Raw genomic sequence first — 18,240 nt, 5'->3', positions numbered from 1 at the left:
GAGTCACCTGCCCGTTGCAAAAAAATGATGGTGAAAAGAGGATCGAACCGATTGACATGAGACAGATCTGTCTGTATCATCACAGTAAGAAATGAGACAGATCTGTCTCTCTCATTTTAAACAAGGTCCGGATCGCTGTCAATCGGCGGGAAACGACCCGAAAGAGGTGCGAAAGAATGAAGCAAGCAAGTCATGCCGATCCTGCGATCGATCCAAGAAGATGGCTGTCGCTCTCCATCGTGATCTTGGCTACTTTCATGGTGGTGCTGGATACGTTTATCGTCAATGTCGCGCTGCCTTCCATCGAAGAGGGACTGCACGCGGACTTTGCCAAGCTGCAGCTCGTCGTCGCGGCTTACGTGCTCGGGTACGCCGTACTGCTGGTCACGGGGGGAAGACTGGGCGATCTATTCGGACGCAAAACGATGTTTCTGATCGGCGTCGCGGGCTTCGTCGCCGCTTCCGCCTGGTGCGGCATTGCAGGCTCGGCGGAAATGCTCATCGCCGCGCGGATCGCGCAGGGCGTCTCGGCCGCGGCGATGGTACCGCAGGTGCTTTCCATCATTCAAGTGATGTTCCCCGCGGAAGAGAAGGGAAGGGCGCTTGGCATTTATGGCGGCGTGCTGGGTCTTGGCGCGATCGCGGGTCAAATCGCCGGCGGCTTGCTGCTGCGAGCCGATTGGTGGGGGCTCGGCTGGCGGCTGGTGTTTCTCGTGAACATTCCGGTCGGCATCGCCGCCTTCGTCGCCGCGCTGCTGCTGCTTCGCGAATCGCGCGCCCCGGAACGGAAGCGCCTGGATTTCGTCGGCGTCGGGCTGTTAACGATCGGCCTCGGGCTGTTTATCTATCCGCTCGTCGTCGGACGCGAGGAAGGCTGGCCGCTGTGGACGTTCATCAGTCTCGTCGCCGCCCTGCCCGTCATCGCCGGCTTCGTCCGCTACGAGAACGGCCTGCTTCGCAGAGGCGCTTCGCCGCTGCTTCCCATGGCGTTGTTCCGGGATCGTTCCTTCCGGATCGGGATGATCATCGCGCTGGCCTTCTACAGCGGCAATGCCGCGCTCTATCTGATTCTGTCGATCTTCATGCAAATCGGGCGCGGGGCCGAGCCGCTGCAGTCCGCCTATGCGTTCATTCCCATGGGCATCGGGTTCTTCTCGGCCTCCCTGCTCGGACCACGGCTGAAGAAACGCTGGGGCAACCGCGTGCTGCTTGCCGGCGCGACGATCATGGCGGTTGGCTACCTGCTCATTATCGCGGTCAGCGGCGGACTTTCCGGGCTTGGCCTCGGCGAGCTATTCGTTCCGCTCCTGCTCGCGGGGATCGGCCAAGGCGCCGTTGCTTCCCCGCTCATTCACACCGTGCTTGCCGGCGTGCAAGGCCCGCATGCCGGAGCGGCATCCGGCGTGCTCAGCACGTTCACGCAGGTCGCGCAGGCGCTCGGCATCGCGGCGATCGGCACGCTGTACCAGTCGCTTCAGGATCATTTCGCGAGCGGCGGGGAGACGCTGGGCGAGGCCAGCATCGATACGATGCGTTGGTCGCTTGCCGTCATTATCGCGTTGGCCGCGTTGACCTTCCTGCTGCTCGCCTCGCTCGGCCGCAAACGACGGGCGGGGAGCAGTCATGCGGCGGGCACCGAGCCGGCGGCGTGACGGGCGCCGGCTTCTCCATGCCGTATCCAAGAGCTGCGTCCTCAGACGTCGCTTCGGCGCCTCGGGCCGGGAATCGACCGTCCGCGGCCCGTTTACCGCAGGCCGCTCGGCCAGATCACGAGCGAGCGGTTGTCGCGTTCGGCTCCGAGCGCCCGCAGAAGTTCTTCCGCGTGCGACTCCAGAACGGGCACGCCGTTCCAGCGGTCGATTCGGATCTTGTTCAGCTTCTGCTGGCGCAGCAGCGTGCGGAAGATCTCTCGCAGCGCATCGGAGAGGCCTTCCCGATGCCGCTCGCGCTCAAGCTGGCCCGCTTTATGGCCTTCGTCCTCCGGCGGATCCGCTGCCGGGCTGCCGGCCTGAGCCCGCATTTTGGCCAGGTCGACGATGTGGCGGCCGTTGTTTTCGATCCAGAAGCGCCACTCGGCATGCTGAAGCACGAGGAAGCTGCCGCTCTTGCGCGCGAAGCCGGCTCCGCTCGCGGCCGGCCAGTCGGCCGCGAGCCCGAACGGGTTGGCCGGGTCCGTCGCGGCCAGCACCGTGACCGCTCCGCCGTCCGGGCCGGGCGGAAGCGGACGCAGGGCCTCGATTCCCTCGCGCCTGGCGAACTGCAGCGTGCCGACGCCCTCTACGAGCAGGCCGCGCGTCACGGCGCCCCATTGCTCAAGCTGCTTCAGCACGGGGAGCAGCTCGTCCCAGCCGAAGGGCGAAAGCTGCTGCACGAGCTCTTTGGAGACGATGCCGCAGCTGTCCAGCATATGCTGCGTCCAGTGCAGCGCCGACTCCGTGAGGTCGGAGCTTACGGAGCGTAGCGCTTCGACGCCCAAACCGTCCGGCTGTCCGGTCCCGAACCCGCTGCCCTGGCGGCTGCCGGATTCGCCTCCGCCTGAGCGCCCGCCCGCGGGAGCGGTCGAAGCCGCGCCGCCGGCCATTTCGGCGCCCGCGAGGCCGCCCGGCCCGTAGCCAGCCTCGCGGTTGTCCTCGTCCGCGAGCGAGCCCGTCCAATACCAGCGCCCGAGGCCGGAGCCGGTGCGGGCGAGCTGCTTGCCCTTCGTGGCAAGCTGCAGCCTTAGGGGCGCGAATTGGTCATTGGAGACCTCGCCCTCCCAGACGAGATCGAGCAGATCGACGAGCAGCTCCGACGGCACCTTGCCGTATTCGCGACTCAGCTTCGTCAGAAAGCTGGCGCCGCCCGTCCGAAGCAGCTCCAGCAGCCGCGGATGCTTGGAAGACTCGGCCGTCCGGGCGGCGGACTGCTTCAAGATCGGCGCGAGCAGGGGCTTGGCTTCCGCAAGGAAGAAGGCGATCCGTCCTTCTTTCTCGCTCTCGCCTTTTCGGCCGAGCCAAACGATCTCGCCGGAGGCGCAGAGCAGGTCCAGGTCCTCCTTGCGATAACCCGTTACGCGCGCGGGGAAGACGAGCGTTTCCCAGTGCGAGGCGGGGAGGAAGTAGCCTTGCAGCCGTTCGATGACGAGTCGCAGGCCTTCGATGCCGCTCAGCTGCGTGCCCGACAGGACATGCTGCAGCCGCGACATATGCGTCATCCAGTCCACCGGGTCGATGGCTTCGGCCTGCTTCCGCGCCTGCTCCAGCGTAAGCCGAATCAGGCGCTTCGCTACGCCGCGGCTCGTCCAGATCCGTTCCGCTTCATCGGCGAAAGGCGCGTGTTCCGTCCGATCCAGCGCCAGCAGCACGTCCGCGATCCGTTCGGCATCGGCCGCGGTTAGCTGCGGATAGCGCTCCCGCAGGTCCTGCTCGGTGAAGGAGAGCCGATTGTCCGCGAAGCGGCCGGCCACGAACGCGATCGATGCCTCGCTCCGCGGGAACGCCGCGTACAGCTCGCGTTCTTCGGCGCAGATCCAGCGCCGCAGGCCGCCGCCGAACGCCAGCTCGCTCACGCGTCCGGCGGCCTCGAGCGCTTCCAGCCATGCGTCCGCGTCGCGGCCCGCCGCTGCGGCAAGCTCTTCGCGCGACTGGTCGCCGCGGCGCTTCAGCAGCGTGAACAGCTCTTCCGCGCTTGCCGGAACAAGCTGCCCCGCCTCGAGCCGCGCCTCCTCCGCCCGAGCGATGGCGGGATCGACCGACCGCCGCACGGCGTCCTCGCCGAACAGCGAAGCGGCCAGCGACTTGCTGACGCTTAGCAGCTGCAGCTGCGTCGCCTCGCTCAGTCCGTCGCCCTCGTACAGCATCGCATTCGCGTAATCCGCGAGGAACTGTACCGCGAAGGGAGACGGCGCGTTCACTTCCTTCACGGTCACTTCGATATCGCCCGCGGCGATCGCGCCGAGCAGCGCTTTGAGCCCGTCCGTATCGAGCTGCGCGTGCAGGCATTCCCGCATCGCTTCCTGCAAATACGGAAAATGCTCCGCGTACGGCAGCGCCTGCTTGAGCAGCTCCTCGCTCCGCAGCCGCTTCTGCCACATCGGCGTGCGCGTGAAGCTGCGGGAGAGCAGCAGCGACGTCTCCGCGATCCGGCGGAACGAGACGGCGAGCAGCGGAGAGCCGGCGATCGCCTCCGTCAGCAGCGGTTCCGCGCTGTCCGCCGTGATCTGCCATAGCGTCTGCAGCCAAGACGCGTCCCAATCCGGAACGACAAGCTCGATTCCGTTGTCCTTGGCGTTGCCGTACATGGAATACGGCAGCAGACGTTGAAAATGCCGCTGGATAGCCAGCAGCCACGTCCGATTAACGCGCCGACCGAGCGGGTTGTGAATAATAATCCGTGTCTGGTTCATCAGATCCCGGTAATGCTCGATGATGATCCGCCGCGCGGTCGGCAGCCCGAGCGCCCGCTGCTGCGCCCGCACGAGATCGATCAGCTCGGCGGCGGAGTAAGAGTCGAGCCCGTATTCCTCGTCCAGCCAGGCGACGGCAGCGTCCTCCAGCATGCGGTCTCTCTCGCTATCCGCCTCCGAGCGGCGATCCAGCTCGAGCCGATCGGACAGCTGCCCCAGGAAATCCCCGAGCCGCACGCCGACCTCCACGCTCCGGCTGCCCGACTCCGCGCGCCAAAACGGAATTTCGCTGAAGCGGTTCGGCGCTTCCTGCACGTAGACGCGGTCGTTCTCGATCCGGCTGATCATCCACGAGCTCGTTCCCAGCTGGAAGACATCGCCCACCCGGCTCTCCGCGATATATTCTTCGTCGAGCTCCCCCAGATGGGCTCGGCTGTCGGTATGGTGGACGGGATAGGCCGAGCTCGACGGAATCGTGCCGGCGCCGGTCACCGCGGCCATCGCCGTATTGGCGCGCTTGCGAAGCGTATCCGTATCCCGATCCCAATCGATGAGCGGGCGGGCAAACGGGTAGAAGCCGGACAGCACCATCAGCGCGGCTTCCAGTCTGGCGCGGGGGAAAGCGCGGTAACATTCGCTTTGCAAAATCATGCCGTACAAGGCGCCGACCTTCATATCCGAGGCGGCGGTCATGGCAACCAAATGCTGCGACAGCACGTCGAGCGGCTCATGCGGCAGCACGATGGCTTCGATGTCCCGCCGCGAGATGCTGCGGCACAGGACGGCTGCCTCCGGCAGCTCGCCGCGCTGGCGCGCCACGATATAGCCGCGGCTGACGTCGCCTACGGCGTGACCGGCGCGGCCGATGCGCTGGATGCCTGCCGCGGCGGCCTTGGGCGAGTCGACCTGGATGACGAGGTCGACATGGCCGACGTCGATGCCGAGCTCCAGCGACGAGGTCGCGACGAGGCAGCGCAGCTCGCCGGCTTTCAGCATGCGTTCCACCTCGAGCCGCCGCTCGCGCGCCAGGCTGCCATGGTGGGCGCGCGCGAACTCATGGCCGGCATGCTCGTTCAGGCGCAGGACGAGCCGCTCGCACAGCCTGCGGCTGTTGACGAAGATCAGCACGGAGCGCGCGCCTTCCATGAGCGCCATGATCCGCTCGACGATCGGCTGCCAGACGCCGTCGCGCGAGCGCGCGGGCCGGCTCAGGTCCGGCATCGTGACGCGAACCTGGATCGCCTTCGTCATCGCGCTTTCGACGATGAAGACCGGCCGCGGCAGATAGCCCAGCGGGTGGGCGTCAGCTGCCAAGTCGGACCGCATGCCGCGCTCCGCTTCCGCATCCCGTTCGGCCAGCGCGCTTGCGGCACTTCCGAGGCACGCATCTATTCCCGCTGTATGTCGGTTCTCGCTGCCCTCATCTGCATCCGTGCCGCTGTTGCCGGCATGCGGATCCATATCCGCCTTCGGCGCCCAGCCGCCCAGAAACCGGGCGACCCGCGTAAGCGGCTTCTGCGTCGCCGATACGCCGATGCGCTGCACGGCATGCGGCGACAAGTCGGCCAGCCGCTCCAGCGAGATCGACAGATGGGCGCCGCGCTTGTCGCCGGCGAGGCTGTGGATCTCGTCGACAATGGCCGTCTCGACGGTCCGCAGCATGTGACGGCCCTTCTCCGACGTCAGCAGCAGGTAGAGCGATTCCGGCGTCGTGACGAGCACGTCGGGCGGCCGATTGGCCATGCGTGCCCGCTCGCGGGGCGGCGTGTCCCCCGTTCGGACGGCCGTCCGTATGCCCGGCCAGGCGCCGCCGCTTTCCTCGGCGCCGTAGGCTTCGATCGCTTCAAAAAATTCCACTAAATGATGCTGAATATCGTTATTAAGTGCTTTGAGCGGGGTAATGTATAGTACGCGCACGCCATAGGACCAGCTCTCTCCCTGCGCCGCGGCCCTTTCCTTGGCCAATGCAAGCCGGCTGAGACAGGGGAGGAGCGCCGCGAGCGTCTTGCCCGAGCCGGTCGGCGCGGCGATCAGCGTGTGGCGGCCGGCGGCGATGGATGCCCAGGCGTCATGCTGGACGGGCGTAGGCTCGCCGAACCTTCGGCTGAACCAGCCGGCAAGCGTCCTATGAAACCGTGCAAGAATGTCGGAAGAAGGGTTCATGCGAGAAGCAGCTCCTTTAGAATCATCGGAAACGAACTGATTTTGCGTCTATTGCGTCCACTCTTAATTGCTTTTGTTTAACTCACGTCTACGCTGAATCCTCTTGCTCCAGTCACGTCTATATAACCAGTCTATCCTTGTATTATTCATCATAACGCCATCCAATCCTTTTCAGACGTCGGACAAGCCGAATCGAAGCCAAATGACAGGTCAGTAAGCAAACTTGCGCGCATACATATAGTTCTACAACAGCGTTGGCGCATAGGCAGCGGGAGGTATCGGGAAGATGGCGAAATGGCGGGACAGTCTCGAGAGAAGATTCAAGGAATGGAGGCGGCTCGAATATGCGGTGGAGGACACCTTGGCGGGCAGGCGCGTGCTGCGCGTCTCGGGGCCGAGAACGCCGAGGCTGACGACGCCCGTCTCCGTAGCGGTCAAACAAGCCGAGCTGGGCGCGGTGGAGGAGAAGTTCGGCGCGGGACTGGCCTGCTTCTGCCTGGGCGAGCTCACGGGAGAGGAACGGACGGCTTTCCTGAAAGCCTGGCATGACCGGCTTGAATCGGGGGCGACGGTGGTGCTGGCCGACCGCCGCGGCGAAGGCTGCGAGACTCCCGACCAGCTGCGAGACTTATTGACCCCGCATGCCCGAATCTTGAACGTCGAGGTTGGCCCGACTTTCTGGTGGGCCCGTTACGAGCGGGCTTAAAACGCGGCCAAAACGAAACAAAGCCGCGGCTGCTTGTCCCGAAAGAGAAGCGGCGGCGGCTTTGTTCCCATGACCGTCGGAGATGGGTGCGACCATGTCCGAGCGGCGTTCTTGCAATAACCGAAGGTGATTAATCTGAATCTCCATCGCCTGGTTCGTCGGATGGATCATTGGCATATTTCTCGAACGTTTGTTGGCTCATGACGCGGCGCGCCGTGACATAGCGCTTCGCGTAATAAGATTCCTCCAGTCCGTTGATTACGACGCCTCTGCTAGAAGATGCGTGCGCAAACTTGCCGTCGCCGACGTAAATGCCGACGTGCGAGATGCCATTTCCCGTCGTATTGAAGAAGACGAGATCCCCAGGGATCAAATCGCCTTTGGCGATTTTCTTGCCCAGCCCAGCCTGCGAGCGGGATGCATGCGGAATGTCGACGCCGAGTTTCTTGAACACGTACATCGTGAATCCGGAGCAGTCAAAACCTTTCGCGGTCGTGCCGGTGTAAACGTAAGGCGTGCCGATCAGATCATCGATGACGCCATCCATCTTCGAGTCGGCGAATACGCTGCCAGCTTGGAAAACGAATAGCATCGCGAGACCGATCACGAGTGCAGAAAGCTTCTTCAAAACGGGAAACTCCTTCCAGTGCCTACGAGGTTAGCTGTGGGGTTCGGTTGAAGGCTCCCTATGATCGCCTCTGGCAGTCGTCAAAGCGCATGACGGCTGTCGGGATCAATTCACCCAGAATGGTTCCCCCGTTTCCCGTATAGGGAATTCGGCAAAATTTTCATTTCTTACGGCTAAGGATTCGATCATTTTGTCGCTTCTCCTTCCAAGTTCACGTTTTGTTCACAAATTAAAATTATTAGAGTGAAACCTTTTTATCCCGAGATTCGTATAACGGCGCCGTTTTCCGGGGGAAACGGTCTATTCGGCATGCTGTCGGAACGACGGATGTCAATGGCAAAGCGTGTCTGTTCAGCATGCTTTGAGACGCCAAAAAACCCCTCCGAAGTCGAAGGGGAGAGGGCGTCCGGCGGCATTCTCGGGACGCCGGGCGGTTCTTTCGTAGGCCAATAGGCCGACCGTCATATGAATATGGGCCGCTCGACATGAGGCGGGCGGCCCAGCGGGGCGGCGTCCTCAGGAGGACTGCTTCGATTGCCAGACATCGTATTGGGCGGCGGCCGTCCATACCTTCATGATCGTTCGCAGCAGCTGATAGCCTTGATGCAGGACCAGCGCCAGCAGGCCGGCCCACAGCAGCGAGACGGAGGCCACCGTCGCGCTCAGCAGGGCGCCGATGCCCCACATCATCAGCGAAACGCCGGCGAACGGGAGGAAGTTGGCCATGCTGCTCCACAGCGCGCGCATCGAACCGCTGCCGGTGACGGCGCCGAACTGCATCGACAGGAAGAACAGGTGCAGGAGGACCGCCCATAGGAGCCAGCCGCCCGCCCACGGCCCGGCCGCCTTCGCGAATTCTACGAGCGTGTCGCTCGCGAGCAGCAGATGGAGCGCCCGGGGCAGCAGCCAGAGGGCGGGGGCGAGCGTGAGCGCCGTTTCCAGCAGGTAGAGCAGCGTGACCGGCTTCCAAGCTTTGCGAATGCCTTTCAGGAACGTCGTTCCTTTGTCGTCGGTCGCATGGTGCAGCGAATGGAACAGGCCGGCGTTCAGGAACGGCGTGATGATCATCCGGCCCGCCAGCAGTCCGCAGAACAGCACCGCATAAGGCTGGAGCAGGTCGGTTTTCATCAGTTGAAACTGCGATTCCGTCACGAAGAGCGAGATGGCGCTGCTGCTGGCCGCGTACGAGTCGGGGAACCGCTTCAGCAGCGGAACCGCGATGCCCTCGATGGTGCGGTAGAGGAAGAAGCCCCAAATGAGCTCATATAGAAACAGCAGGATGATGATATAGAAATGCTTGATCGTCAGCCGCCAGCCTTGCTTGATATGCATCCTCATCCGTGAAGTCACCTCCTTCATTCATAGTGGCACTACCAGGCAAGCGAAGAGAACAGGGTCTCGACCAGCTTCGAGAGTCCGACGCTCCAGCGCGTGCGCGTTTTCTCGTCCAGATCGGCTTTCATGAAGTTGTTGATGTGCTTGTTGTCGAGCACGTTGTCGTTCTGCGGGTCCACCGCGGCCCAGAGCAGCTTCGAGCCGTGGACGATTTTATATTGAATGTGGGCATCCTGGCCGTCCCACACTTTGGGCATCACCGTGCCGTCGGCAAAATGGAGCATGACCGACACGGGGCCGGCGCTGCCGCCGGTTCGCTTGATAAGCACCACGCTCTCGTACTGCGTCTTGCCGTCCTGCTTGACCGGCGTCACGTGGATGGCGGCCACGGAGTAATCCGACATCGCGTCCCCGTAGACGAAGTGGCTGAAGTAATCGTTCCACTTGGTCTTCGTCACCGTTTCCACGACCTTCTGGAAGTCGGCGGTGGAGGGATGCTTGAACTTGTATTTCTGAAAGTAGGTCCGCATGATCTTGCGCATCGTCGCGTCGCCGACCTGTTTCTCGATGCCGACCAGCACCAGCTTCGCCCGGATATAGACGTTCTCGGCATAATGGTTATTGCTGTGGTAGGACCACGACAGCTGCTTGAGCGGCGCGGGATCCGTCATGTAGCTCGATTCGACCGGCAGATTCGGCGTGACGCCGTATTCGCTCTCCATCACTTTGTCCTCGGCGTAGGAGGTGAAGCCCTCGTCCAGCCACGCTTCCTCGAATTCGTTGGAGGCCACCATGCCGTACCAATATTGATGACCGACCTCGTGCACGACGGTTCGCTCCAGGTCATAGCCGGGATTGTCGCTCTCCGCCGCGAACGCCGTAATGAGCGTCGGGTATTCCATGCCGCCCGCACCGTTTCCGCCTTTGGGCGGGACGACGACGGAGAGGGTCGTATAGGGATACTCGCCGTACCACTGCGCGTATTTGGCCAGCGCCGACTTGGCCGCGTGCAGGTAGCGGTCCTTGTATTTGGCATGCAGCGGATCGAGGTAAAGCTTGATACGTACGCCGGGCACGCCGGTAGTAGAGAACGGCTCCTCGGAATAGACGAAATCAGGCGAAGCCGACCAGCCGAAATCATGCACGTCGTCGGCGTAGAATTGGTACGTCTTGCGTTTATCCGACACGACCGACGCCCTCGCCTGGAAGCCGGTGGCCGCCACTTTATAGGAGGAGGGCACGTTGATCTTCACGCTGTAGATGCCGAAATCGCTGTAGAATTCGGAGTTGCCGTGGTACTGATGCACGTTCCAGCCTTCCGTCGCGCGTCCCCGCGTCCCCGCCGTTTCATAGACGGCCAGCTTCGGAAACCATTGGCCCGCCATGACGAAATCCCCGGCGTAGCCCATGCGGGCGAATACTTGAGGCAGTTTCACCTCGAACTTCATGCGCAGGGTGACGCTCTTGCCGGGAGCGACGGGCGTCGGCAGCTTAAGCTTGGCCAGCGTAAGATCGTTCGGATTGCCGTCGTCGGGCTGGACGAAATGCAGGCGCGGGAGGAGGCTGTAGCCCTCCGTCGTCTCGAGCGAAAGCAGGTTCATATAGCCCGTGCTGTCCGCGGAAGCCTTGTCCTCCCGCAGCTGTCCGCCGGATTCGCGCATGAAGGTGGTGTTCTTGGAGCGGAAGGCGTTCGGGTAGAGGTGAAAATAGAGCTCGGACACCTGCTGCTTGCCGGGGTTTGTCCACGTGACGGACTGCTCGCCCTGCAGCATGTGCGCATTCTCCTGCAGCGTCACGTCGATGTGGTATTCCGAGACCCGCTTGCTGAGCGAGACCGGCTTCGGCTGCATGACGTTGTCCGGTTCATGGGCCGGCGCCGGCGCGGCCGGTCTCGGTTTGGGAGCAGCGTCTTTCTTCGCCGGGGCGGAAGCGAACGTATATTGCGAAACCCAGGCATTCCCGAACCCCTCCTTCGCCGTTACGCCGATGATCGCGGCGGCGAGGAGAAAGAGCAGTATACGTTTGGCGTGACGTGGATTCATTTAAAGATTCCCTCCCGTTGACAAGCTTCTAAGGCATGTATATGTTTGCTTTTCCGAGATTATTAGCTAAAATGGAATTAAAGTGTGGACAGGTATGAAGAGGCGTCCGATGCCGTTCTTGCGGGCGGAACGGCACGTTTCTTCCTCAAAAATATAAGCGTTGTTCTTATATTTCGGGAAACCGCGCAGGACGCGGGATTCAGGGCTTTACAGGAACGATTGGGACGGGAGTTGAACGCGAGAATGAGTGAACAGGATAACGGCCAACAGCCGCTGGAGAAGAAAGAGAAGCGGTCGCTTTCTCTCAACGTGGTGAGCAATAAAGAACATCGGGGTTTCGGGGCGGGCACGATCGATTTAAGCGACGTCGCCTGCGTCATGATCGACAACGGCACGGCGTATATCGATGTCGGCGCCATGCACGCGAAGAGCAAGATCGAGAAAGGCATCAAGTTCAGCACGAACAAGGAAGACGTGCCGAACGGCCGCCTGTGCTGGATCGTATGGGTCGCGGTGGACCGGAACGAAGAGGGCGCGTACTATGCGGGCGCGACCGCTTGTCCGATGCTGGTGGATACGGAAGCGCGCCGGGGATGGAAGATTCTCGCGCAGCACGTGAACAATCTCGATTACGCGATTAAGCGCCGCTTCGTGCTCGACGAGCTGTCCGCGGACGAGAAGCAGGCGCTCAAGAGCTTGCTCGTGTCCAATAATCCGGAGTGGTGGGAACGCTCGCCGGATAAGCTGAAGGAAGCTTTGAACGCGTAGGAAGTCCGGCAATGTCGGCAGGCGGACGGAGCAGCGGGAATTTACTGCGGAAAGACGCTGCTTAAGTGAATAGATCAAGCGCTGGCCTGAGGGTCTGCGCTGGGGTTATTGAGAAAGCTGCCGGTTGGCAGCTTTTTCGCTGTGCTCGGTTATGATGAGGACCGACACCGGTTGAGGGGGAGCTCTCAACCTGGACTCCGTGCAGCTAACGATTGTACGGAGCGCTAATCGGCTGAAATTGCCCCTTCTATATCGCTAACGGCTGCCAGGAGGCTTATTGCGCGATTCTTTCGATGAAATCAGCCTTTGCACGCCAAATAACGTTTGTCAGAGTCGTTAGAGTTTATGCAGCCGTGTTTTTGGAGGATTAGCAGCGCTGGCAAGCGTTAGGCGTATTGGGGTACCTCGAAGCGTCGTTGAACGATCGCCAGCTCCGCCTCGCGCCGTTGTATGTGTCACCGCCGTATACGTTGTCCTACATGGAAGCTGGAAAGAAACGGACTAAATACCGTTTTAAAAGCGCGAGTTTCTCTACAAGCTAAAGCTGCAGTACGGCAGCTTTTCGCTATCTCAGGCGAAGTTGAAGGCCAAAAGCTGCACCACAGCAGCTTTGTGAGCTTGAAGTGGGCGAAGTGCCTTGGAAAGCTGCAGGACAGCAGCTTTTTCGCAATCCTGGACGAAGGGGAAGGCCAAAAACTGCGCCACAGCAGCTTTTTGAGCTTGAAGTGGGCGAAGTGCCTTGGAAAGCTGCAATACAGCAGCTTTTCGCTAGCTCGGACGAAGGTGAAGGCAAAAAGCTGCTTCACAGCAGCTTTTAGAGCTTGAAGTGGGCGAAGTGCCTTGAAAAGCTGCAGGGCAGCAGCTTTTTCGCAATCCCAGGCGAAGGCGAGGTCAAAAAACTGCGTCACAGCAGCTTTTAGAGCTTGAAGTGGGCGAAGTGCATTGGAAAGCTGCAGGACAGCAGCTTTTCCGCAATCCTGGACGAGGGTGAAGGCCAAAAGCTGCGCCACAGCAGCTTTTTGAGCTTGGAGTGAGCGAAGTGCTTCTAATAGCTGCACCAAGGCAGCTTTGGGCTATCTCAGGGGTTTGGAATCTGGTGAGTTTCGCATGTTGACGTCAGTTCAGGGGTCGACGATTTCCATGGTCAAGCTGCTTCAACGGCAATAGTTGACAATTATTCTCATTAAATTGATAATGATTATCAGTATCACTAAAAGATGATCGACTACCGGCAACATAACCGACAGCAAGAAAGAGACAACCGATAGCATGAGCAAGCAGCAGCACAGTTACGGCCGGCGCGCCGATAGGAGTGAGCGAATTGGAGCATAAAGCTTTATTGATCTATGCCAGCATGACGGGCAATACGCAGGAAATGGCCGATAGCGTGGTGGAGGGGTTGGTCGAGAACTTCGTTGCCGTAGAAGTGAAGGAAGTCATGGATGCGTCCGTGTCCGACCTGGAGTCGTACGAAAATATTTTGTTTGGCGTGTACACGTGGGGAGACGGCGATCTGCCGGATGAGTTCCTTGATTTCTACGACGAGCTGGGCGGCGTGGATTTGTCGGGCAAACGGGCGGCGGTATTCGGCTGCGGCGACAGCGCTTACCGATATTTTGCCGTTGCGGGAGACATCCTGCACGAGTGCTTGGAGAATCAAGGCGCCGTGGTGCTGGATCAGACCGTCAAGGCAGACCGCTGTCCGGGCAAAGAGGAGCTGGCGGCATGCTGGAGGCTGGGAGCCGACTTCGCTGCCTTCATTAAGCAGGGGGAAGGCGTGAAGGCATAAGAAAAAGAAGCTGCTTCCGTTCCTCCTTGCCGGAGAGGCGGAGCAGCTTCTTGATTGCAAGCAGCCGGACGATTAGCGCAGCCGGTCAGAGTCAGAGACTGATCTCGGCGCTCAGCACCGCGGTGCCTCTCGGCAGCTGGCCGAACGCATCCGGTTCCTGCGTAATCGCGATTTGGTTATATCCCGACAGATTCCGGTCGAGCGTCAAGTACAGGCCACCCTTCCCGTCGCGGGAGACGAACGTGCCGGCGTTCACGACGCCGCTGCCGTCCTTCATGAGCCATACCTGGAACGCTTCATTGCCCTTGAGCTGCGGCAGCTTCTCTGCCTGAACGAGCAGATGCGTTCCCTTGCTGTCGATCACGATCGTCGCCAGTCCGTTCGCCACGATGTCCTTCGCCGCGGCACTCAGGTTGACCGCTTCGTTCGGCCGCAGGCCCTGCGGCGGTTCGGTCGTCGCCGTCAATTGGCCGCGAAGATCGGAGAGCTGATCCCGGAGAGAGAAGACATAGATGCCGAGCACGATGACGGCTGCCGCAAGAGCGGCGCTCACCCATACGCTCCATCTGCGCGGCTTGGCTTTCGGCCATTCGGCAGGAAGGGGCTGTCTTGGCTGCGGTTCGCGCCCCAACTCCGGTTCCGATTGCGATTTCCGCGTCTGCCCGACATCCGCTTGCAACCGTGGTCCCGGTTCGTTCATCGGCGGAAGATCGGAAGCGCGGGTCGATTCTCTGAACGCATCCGCAGCCGAATCGGCAGGCGTCAACTTGGCAGTAACATCGGAAGCGGCGTCGGCGTCTTGATTGGACGTGTTGCTTACGGCCGAATCGCCAAGGATATGACCTAATATCCGATCCTGCATGCCCGCCGGCGTCTGTACCGGTTCGACGGACAACGGCAGCAGATCGACGATGGCTTTCAGTTCCGCCACTTGCAGGGCGCACGCTTCGCAGCCCGCCAGATGGCGTTCGAACGCCTTGCTTTCTTCTTCGCTCAGACCTCCAAGCGCGTACATTTCCGCGTTATCGCATTCCGGCGCATTATGGACCATAGCTAAGCCCCTCCTTTCCGATATCCTCAAGCTGCGTTTTCAGGGCCTTCATCGCGAGCCTTACCCTGCTCTTGACCGTCCCTAAGGGAATGTCGCATTTCGCGGACACCTCCTGCTGGGTGTAGCCGGCGAAATAAATCAATTCCATCACTTCCTGCTGATCCTCATTCAAGCTCCGGATCGCGCTTCTGACCTGTTCTCCCACGACATTGGCCGTCGCGAGCCCCGCGGTATCCGATTCCGGATCGGGTTCCCGGTTCAGCTGCTCCGCTTCCGTTACCTGCTGAGAGGTTCTTGTCTGCCTGAGGCGCAGGGCATCGATGGCGATGTTGCGCGTGATCGTGAACAGCCAGCTCGACAGCATGCCCTGCCCGGAATCGTACCGTTCGGCCGAATTCCATAACCGCAGGAACAGCTCCTGCACGACTTCCTCCGCCAGCATCGCATCCTTGACGATTCGGTAGGCAAAGGCATAAATCGGCCGTTCATATCGCTCGTACATGAGCTTCAGCGCTTCCGGGTCCTTGCCCAGAATCCGCGCCAGCAGCGCTGCATCCGTTCCATTATCCGACATTAGCGGGTCGTCCCCCTTCGGTACACCTCCCCATTATACAAAAATTCCCGACCCGGCATAAGGAGAAGCCGAATCGGGAGGCAGTTACGCGCAGCGGGGATCGAAATCGGCCGCGAGCTGCAAGATCTGTGATCGGGAATAAGCGTCATAGGCATTCAGCTTTACAAATTTATATCTGCACCGTTGCACAGGGGATTCAAGAATTCAGGAGTTCAGGTTTTCAGAAATTCAGGTTTTTAGCAATTCGGAAGTGCGGAAGCACGGCTTACATCGCTTTCGTCAACGTGATGGACCAGTCGGCCGTGTTCCAATCCAGCTTCCAGCCCAGTAGCTCGGCGATGAAGCGGAGCGGCACCTGCGTGCGTCCTTCTTTAATAAACAGCTTGGAGCCGGCGTCCATCGTCTTGCCGTTGACTTTGGCCATGTCGCTGCCGATCCAGAAGACCATCGTATCCGAGCCGGCCATGACCGTGACTTCGTTCTTGGCGGGGTTCCAGGAAATATTCGCGCCAAGCGCCATCGTTAACGTACGGAGGGAGACATACGTCGTGCCGTTCCATACGCCCGGCGCTACGTCCATCGCAACGGATTGCGCATCGACCTTTGCCGTCTTGCTGCCTACTTTCAGCCAAATGGACTTCACGGAAGGCATGACGGGCCCCGTCGGCTTCATTCCAAACATCTCCGGCTTCTGCGTGACGATCGCGCCGCCCAGCGCTTTGCCTACGCCGAACATGAAGCTGTAACCTTTGTCATAGCTGGCGTACAGGCCGGACGCGTCCTTCGCCATGTAGAGGTCGAAGGCTTCGAGGACAAGACGCTCATGCTCCGCGACCGCGGCGGTCGCGGCGGCTGCAGGCAGGTTGCCTTCCGTTGCCGCGCCGAGGAAATTGCCGAAGTCGACGGAGAACTTGCTCAGCTTCGCTCTAGCCGCCGCGATATCGCTCGCGTTGCCCTTCAGCGTCGCTTGCACGATCTGATCTTGGGCGTTAATGTGGTCGCCGACCCATACTTGCTTGAAAGCGTCGCCGCCCGCTTTGCCGTAGACGGAAGCGACGGCTGCCGTCCAGCTGTCGGTATTGCCTTCCTCGGCTTTCAGAATCGCCGGGTAGGCAGGGGATTTCCCGAAGCCCTTCTGCATGCTGAACGCGGCCAGCGCGTAATGCTCGGCGGCGAGGTTGTTCAGCGCGGAGCGCAGGTCGCCGGCCGGCGTATCCGAACGCGTGCCCATGAATTTATCCGGCATTTGGGACACGATGGCGCCGGAGAGGGCGCCGCTGATTTTGAACATGAAGCCGAGGCCTTCTCGGTATGTCGTTAGGGCATCGCCGTAGTCGCCCGCCACATAGTCGTCGAATACTTCCTTGACCTGCGCCTCGTGGGTGCGAAGCACGCTTTGCGCCGTCGCCGCGGGCAGCTTGCCGCCCGTTGCCTTACCTAGGAAGCTGCCAAGGTTGACCGCGAATTCTTCGATCTCGGCGGCTACGTCGGCTTTCTCGGCAGCATTGTTCGTTTCCACCGCCGCGACGTAGTCCTTCGTATAGTTCAGATGGCCGCTGAAGATTTTGTCAAATGCTTGCGCGCCCGCATCGCCATAGATGGAAGCGATCGCCGGCACCATGTCCTTCGCGTTCTTCTCCAGCGCGGTTTGGGCCGCGGCCGCGTCGAAGCTATGGTCGTACTTCTTGATCATGGCGTCTACCGCGAGGGCGAAATGCTCGGACAGCAGGTAGTCGAACGTCGCTCTCAGCTCTACGGCCGGCGTACTGGCCGACGGCTTTGCCGGTTCGGCGGCGCTGGCGGTCGATGCCGCGGCAATCGTCGGTACGAGTAAGGATAAACTAAGTACGGGGGTCAGCCATCTTTTCGTGGTCATCTTCATCTTCGTTCACGCTCCTCGTTAATGGGCTTTTTTGCTTGCTCATCTAGGCTAACGGGGCGAACGAAGCGTTGGATCACCGATTTCCAAAATCATTTCGGGACTTTCGCAAAATGTACCGAAGCCGATGCGGTTTGCGAATGGACGGGCCGCATGGCGGTTCCAGCTGGTTCACGATCCGCCGATAGGGCAGGAAGGTCGGCGACAGGCCGCCGGCAGGCAATTCGCGCTCCATTAGGCCGCTGGCGAGCAGCTCCAGCATTTGGCCGAGCAGCAGCAAGCAGCGGTAGCGGTAATAGCCGCGCGGCTCCACCAGCTGCGCGTTCATGAGCTCGAATAGGCGCAGCAGTTCGTACCGATTGCGAGGCTTGAAGCGGCGGGGCAGCAGCAGGGCATCGTCCGCCGCGCCGGTATCCTTGGCCGTCCGAAGTTCCTGCGCGGTCAGCTGCGGACGGTTCGGCTTGAGGGCGGTCCCTGGGGAGCTCTCCTGCGGCCGCAGCGGCGGATCGGCCGTGAATTGTACCCAATAGAATCCGGCGCTTGCGGGAATCGGCCGATAACCGGCATACGGCTCCCACGGCAGCAGCAAGTAGCACTCCCCGCTCTGCAGCTCGATCTCGCGTCCGCCCGCTTGCAGATAGACAGGGCCTTCCGTTACCATGATCAGCTCGAAGTGAGGATTTGATTTCAGCTGGGCGAAATGTTCGTTTCCCTGCAGCTCCGAGCTCCATTTTACGTCCAATTTCGTCAGTCGGGGCATCAGGAGAACTTCGTTCATTGTATCCATCGGGTCACCCTTACTCCGGGGTGCGGGCATGTCACGGCCTGTGTCCGCTTTCTGTTCCAGACATCATAGCATGAGGCTCCGGCGCGACGTGCAAATTAAGCGTAAGAACCCTCTGTTCGGCGAACGGGCTTCTA

General features: G+C 61.0%; 13 protein-coding genes and 1 riboswitch. Of the genes, 4 read left to right on the top strand and 9 right to left on the bottom strand.

The features are described from left to right. Window positions 1-176 precede the first annotated feature (176 nt). Window positions 177-1,652 carry an MFS transporter gene (locus GT003_RS19895; RefSeq protein ID WP_161701067.1) on the top strand — a complete coding sequence of 492 codons (1,476 nt, stop codon included), beginning with the start codon at window positions 177-179 and terminating at the stop codon, window positions 1,650-1,652. A gap of 92 nt (window positions 1,653-1,744) precedes the next feature. On the opposite strand, the gene GT003_RS19890 is transcribed toward GT003_RS19895, so the two are convergent. Then, window positions 1,745-6,547, bottom strand: a complete 4,803-nt coding sequence (locus GT003_RS19890) for a DEAD/DEAH box helicase (RefSeq protein WP_161701065.1) — start codon at window positions 6,545-6,547, stop codon at window positions 1,745-1,747. Between the two features lie 286 nt (window positions 6,548-6,833). Here GT003_RS19890 and GT003_RS19885 point away from each other — a divergent pair, with 286 nt between their 5' ends. Further along, window positions 6,834-7,253, top strand: coding sequence for a hypothetical protein (locus GT003_RS19885; protein ID WP_161701063.1), 420 nt, complete (start codon window positions 6,834-6,836; stop codon window positions 7,251-7,253). Window positions 7,254-7,383: 130 nt separating this feature from the next. On the opposite strand, the gene GT003_RS19880 is transcribed toward GT003_RS19885, so the two are convergent. The 3 genes from GT003_RS19880 to GT003_RS19870 form a co-directional block, all read right to left on the bottom strand. Next, window positions 7,384-7,881 carry a C40 family peptidase gene (locus tag GT003_RS19880; RefSeq protein WP_239565998.1) on the bottom strand — a complete coding sequence of 166 codons (498 nt, stop codon included), beginning with the start codon at window positions 7,879-7,881 and terminating at the stop codon, window positions 7,384-7,386. 4 nt (window positions 7,882-7,885) lie between these two features. Further along, window positions 7,886-8,045: riboswitch (cyclic di-AMP (ydaO/yuaA leader) on the bottom strand. A 352-nt stretch (window positions 8,046-8,397) separates the two neighbouring features. Beyond that, window positions 8,398-9,219: a hypothetical protein gene (locus GT003_RS19875; RefSeq protein WP_161701061.1), complete on the bottom strand. Its 822-nt coding sequence runs from the start codon at window positions 9,217-9,219 to the stop codon at window positions 8,398-8,400. 32 nt (window positions 9,220-9,251) lie between these two features. Continuing rightward, window positions 9,252-11,258 carry a M1 family metallopeptidase gene (locus tag GT003_RS19870; protein ID WP_161701059.1) on the bottom strand — a complete coding sequence of 669 codons (2,007 nt, stop codon included), beginning with the start codon at window positions 11,256-11,258 and terminating at the stop codon, window positions 9,252-9,254. A gap of 243 nt (window positions 11,259-11,501) precedes the next feature. Here GT003_RS19870 and GT003_RS19865 point away from each other — a divergent pair, with 243 nt between their 5' ends. Beyond that, window positions 11,502-12,026, top strand: coding sequence for a YwhD family protein (locus GT003_RS19865; protein ID WP_161701057.1), 525 nt, complete (start codon window positions 11,502-11,504; stop codon window positions 12,024-12,026). A gap of 455 nt (window positions 12,027-12,481) precedes the next feature. On the opposite strand, the gene GT003_RS19860 is transcribed toward GT003_RS19865, so the two are convergent. After that, entirely contained in the window at window positions 12,482-13,087 is a 606-nt protein-coding gene (locus tag GT003_RS19860; RefSeq protein WP_161701055.1) for a hypothetical protein, read from the bottom strand. Window positions 13,088-13,365: 278 nt separating this feature from the next. Between GT003_RS19860 and GT003_RS19855 the strand changes: the two genes are divergently transcribed. Beyond that, on the top strand, window positions 13,366-13,815 hold the full coding sequence (locus GT003_RS19855) for a flavodoxin (RefSeq protein WP_161701385.1): 450 nt from the start codon (window positions 13,366-13,368) through the stop codon (window positions 13,813-13,815). Window positions 13,816-13,906: 91 nt separating this feature from the next. On the opposite strand, the gene GT003_RS19850 is transcribed toward GT003_RS19855, so the two are convergent. From GT003_RS19850 to GT003_RS19835, 4 genes are all read right to left on the bottom strand, one after another. Further along, window positions 13,907-14,866, bottom strand: a complete 960-nt coding sequence (locus tag GT003_RS19850) for an anti-sigma factor (protein WP_161701383.1) — start codon at window positions 14,864-14,866, stop codon at window positions 13,907-13,909. After that, complete coding sequence (locus GT003_RS19845; RefSeq protein WP_161701053.1) at window positions 14,856-15,440, bottom strand: RNA polymerase sigma factor; 585 nt, start codon at window positions 15,438-15,440, stop codon at window positions 14,856-14,858. The genes GT003_RS19850 and GT003_RS19845 overlap by 11 nt, the downstream gene beginning before the upstream one ends. A 265-nt stretch (window positions 15,441-15,705) precedes the next feature. Then, window positions 15,706-17,322, bottom strand: coding sequence for a copper amine oxidase N-terminal domain-containing protein (locus tag GT003_RS19840; RefSeq protein ID WP_239566000.1), 1,617 nt, complete (start codon window positions 17,320-17,322; stop codon window positions 15,706-15,708). A 73-nt stretch (window positions 17,323-17,395) separates the two neighbouring features. After that, a complete protein-coding gene (locus GT003_RS19835; protein WP_161701051.1) occupies window positions 17,396-18,106 on the bottom strand; it encodes an AraC family ligand binding domain-containing protein in 711 nt (236 codons plus the stop codon). Between the last annotated feature and the right edge of the window lie 134 nt (window positions 18,107-18,240).

It is taken from the genome of Paenibacillus sacheonensis, assembly GCF_009909195.1.
Classification (GTDB): domain Bacteria; phylum Bacillota; class Bacilli; order Paenibacillales; family Paenibacillaceae; genus Paenibacillus_Z; species Paenibacillus_Z sacheonensis.
The sequence above is the reverse complement of the archived record's forward strand: the minus strand, read 5'-3'. Positions and strand labels throughout refer to the sequence as shown.